This window comes from Streptomyces sp. SM1, from assembly GCF_002910825.1.
Lineage (GTDB): Bacteria > Actinomycetota > Actinomycetes > Streptomycetales > Streptomycetaceae > Streptomyces > Streptomyces okerensis.
Map to the genome: position 1 here is coordinate 1 of NZ_NEUB01000811.1, position 2,971 is coordinate 2,971.

Genomic DNA, 2,971 nt, shown 5'->3' on the forward strand with positions numbered 1-2,971 from the left:
TCCGGGTACGGGTTCGTCATGGCGCGTGCCCTCCAGCTCTGCTCCGGCCGGTCCGCCGGCCGGCATCCGCTCTGGACTACTCCCCGCCTACCCTGCGGGCCACCCGCCAGTCACCCGCCCGGACGAGGGCCGCCGCCGCGTCGAGTCCCGGGCGTGGGCTGGAGAGCACGGGGACCGCGGCGGTGGTGAGCCGCTCGGCCGGCGCCATGGATGCCTGGGCGAGGACGATCACGTCGGCGCCGGTGACCGCGTCGGCCGCGTCCGCCACCCGGCGTACGTATCCGGCGTCGTCACCCGCGCCGAAGCACGCCCAGGCACCGTCGACCAGCACGGTCCGTACCCGGACGGTCCGGCCGGCCCGGTCGGCCTCCTCCTCGATCAGGGCGACCGTCGGCCGCAGCGTGCTCTCCAGCGCGGCGAGTACGGTCACCCGCGGCCCGGCGGCCACCGCCGCACCCGCCATCGGCCGGTCGACGCGCAGCACGGGAACGCCGGCCTCGGAGGCTGCGGCCTCCGCGGCCTCCCCGATGGTCGAACAGGTGCACAGTACGGCCCGTGCTCCACCGTCGGCGGCCTCCCGCACCCTCGCCCGTACGTCACCGGCGACGGCGGCGGGACCGGCGGCGCGGGCGCGTTCCAGCAGCTCCTCGGCGACGACATGCCTCAGCCCGAGCCCGGGATGCCCCTCGTCGCGCAGGGCGTCGAAGACGGGCACGTGGACCGGCGAGGTGTGCAGGAGTACGAGCACGACCGGCGCTCCCCGCCCTCAGAACCGTCCGGATGCGCCGTCAGCTACGCGTGGACCGCCCGGATCAGCTCCGGGCCGGCCGCCGGGGCCTGGCCGGGGTGGCGCTCGGCCCACTTGGCGACGTACGGGCAGAGCGGCGCGACGGCGCTGTCCTCCCGGGCGGCGAGGGCGTAGAGCTCACGCGCGAGCGAGCCCGCGATGCCCTTGCCCTCATGGGCGGGCTCCACGACGGTGTGCACCGGCACGAGCGCGCGCCCGGGGGCGTCGAGCACGAAGTACTCGATCCGCCCGACGACCTCGCCCTCCGCCACTGCTTCCAGCCGGCCCGCCGCCCGGTCGTCACGGATCTCGATGTCACCCATGGACGTCACGCTCCCGCCTCGGTCGTCTCGCCGTGCGCGGCTCAGACCGCTTTCACGGCCTGCGGGCTGCGCTCCTGGTCCGACCCCGGAACCGGCTCGGACGGGTCGGCGCCCAGGGCCACGATGCGGTTGTCCGCGTCCACATGCACCACCCGGGGCTCCAGCGCCCGCGCCTCGGCGTCGGTCACCTGAGCGTAACTGATGATGATCACCAGGTCGCCCGGGTGGACGAGATGAGCGGCGGCCCCGTTGATCCCGATCACACCGGACCCGCGCTCCCCCTCGATGACGTACGTCTCCAGCCGGGCCCCGTTGGTGATGTCGACGATGTGCACCAGCTCACCGGGCAGCAGATCAGCGGCTTCGAGCAACGCGACATCGATCGTCACGGACCCCACGTAGTGCAGGTCGGCCTGGGTGACGGTGGCACGGTGGATCTTGGACTTGAACATTGTACGCAACATCGGGGCACTCCCACAAGTAGGCTCCCTGCCTGCGTTTTTGCAGGTCAAGGGCTGTTTCGACACCCTACAACGAGTCGCATGTCCGGGCAGCTGTCCCCAGGTCTTTCAGGACTCATGCTGACCACTTACTGACTTCTCTGACGCCCCGTCAGGTGACAGAGGGAGGGCTTCGCCTCCTCTCGCGGACCCCACCGTGGCGACGGCCCAAGCCTACGCAGCACCCCCGAAGGACATCCGTGATCACCGTCACGCGGACCTCTGGACGGCAGTCAGGAGCGAAGGCGCTCGACCGGAAGTCGGGCCACGCGCCGCCATGGGTCAGCTGGCCCACGCTCCTCGTATCCCGCCTCAAAGGAGGAGGCGCCCACAGCTCCATGAATCTGAGTGGCCGAAGCAGCGCCGCAACATAGCGGCGGATCGCCGGTTGGCCAAACCGGCGATTCTCACGACCATGGCTGTGGCTCGTCCGGTGACTCCTGGCGGTGGCACAGGGCGGGTGTCAAGGACGTTTGGAATTCGGCCGGAGCAGAGCGCGAACCGCTGCCGCGATCAGGCTCAGGCCAGCCTCAAGGAGCCATCTTGCCCGTGGAACCGCAGTCGCACCCCGACCAGATCCGCACCGATATCGACTCGTCGCGCAGGGACACTTCTGAGGTCGCTGTGATGCTCAATATGTCCACGAGCTGGGTCTACAAAGAGGCGTCGAAACTGGGCTTGAAGGGCTACAAGCTCGGCCGAGGCAGGAACGCGAAGGTCCTGTACAAGAGGGCCGAGGTCTTCAAGTGGCTGGAGCAGCAGAAGATCCATTAGCCTCGATCTTGCGTGACGGTCCGCCGACGGAGTCGGTGGACCGTTTTCGTTCGGAGGGGTGAAGTTGGGCAGGCCGGGGGCCCGAGTGTCGTCTCGGGCGGACGCCGGGTTCCACTGCTCCGGCTGAAGAGTTCTCTCGTAGGGACGGGTGAAACGGCTGGTCAGCCGGGGTTCGGTAGGAGTGCGAGCCGTTCGAGTGCGGCGGTGATGTGACTGGTCCAGGGCCAGTCCCCGGCCAGGCGGAGGATCCGGCGGCGGCCGGTGGTCACGAGCTGCCCGGCCGCGGAGAACAGGCGAAGCCGCAGCCGGCGGGGCTCCCAGAGCCGGGCCTTGCCGGTCAGGGCGAGCATCGGCATCCAGGCCAGCAGGTCGAGAGCGATCTGCACGATCTCCAGCCAGACCTTGTTCTGGGCGGTCCGGTGCAGGGGCAGATTCCGCAGGCCGGTGGCCCGGGCGGCCCGGATGCGGTCCTCCGCGCGGGCCCGCAGCCGGTGACGGAGCTCGAGCTCGGCGATCGACCGGCCGGCTGTATTGGTCGCGAAGCAGGTCAGCCGCATGCCGTCCGCGTCCGTGAGCCTCAACTGGGC

The 2,971-nt window shown here is 70.5% G+C and carries 5 protein-coding genes; 1 reads left to right on the top strand and 4 read right to left on the bottom strand.

Annotation, left to right across the window (positions count from 1 at the left end; translation table 11 throughout):
* Positions 1-76: 76 nt before the first annotated feature.
* Genes B9S61_RS25150 through panD form a run of 3 tightly spaced genes read right to left on the bottom strand, consistent with a single transcriptional unit; the run spans position 77 to position 1,574 of the window.
* Positions 77-748 (bottom strand): aspartate/glutamate racemase family protein, encoded by a 672-nt coding sequence (locus B9S61_RS25150; protein WP_103544286.1) that lies wholly within the window; start codon positions 746-748, stop codon positions 77-79.
* Positions 749-792: 44 nt separating this feature from the next.
* Positions 793-1,110: a GNAT family N-acetyltransferase gene (locus B9S61_RS25155; RefSeq protein ID WP_103544287.1), complete on the bottom strand. Its 318-nt coding sequence runs from the start codon at positions 1,108-1,110 to the stop codon at positions 793-795.
* A 41-nt stretch (positions 1,111-1,151) separates the two neighbouring features.
* Positions 1,152-1,574, bottom strand: a complete 423-nt coding sequence (gene panD, locus B9S61_RS25160; RefSeq protein ID WP_103544288.1) for an aspartate 1-decarboxylase — start codon at positions 1,572-1,574, stop codon at positions 1,152-1,154.
* A 585-nt stretch (positions 1,575-2,159) separates the two neighbouring features.
* On the opposite strand from panD, the gene B9S61_RS43540 reads away from it, so the two are divergent.
* Positions 2,160-2,384, top strand: a complete 225-nt coding sequence (locus B9S61_RS43540; RefSeq protein WP_103544289.1) for a helix-turn-helix domain-containing protein — start codon at positions 2,160-2,162, stop codon at positions 2,382-2,384.
* Between the two features lie 161 nt (positions 2,385-2,545).
* On the opposite strand, the gene B9S61_RS25170 is transcribed toward B9S61_RS43540, so the two are convergent.
* A partial coding sequence (locus B9S61_RS25170; RefSeq protein ID WP_181007521.1) for a transposase occupies positions 2,546-2,971 on the bottom strand: 426 nt, incomplete at its 5' end.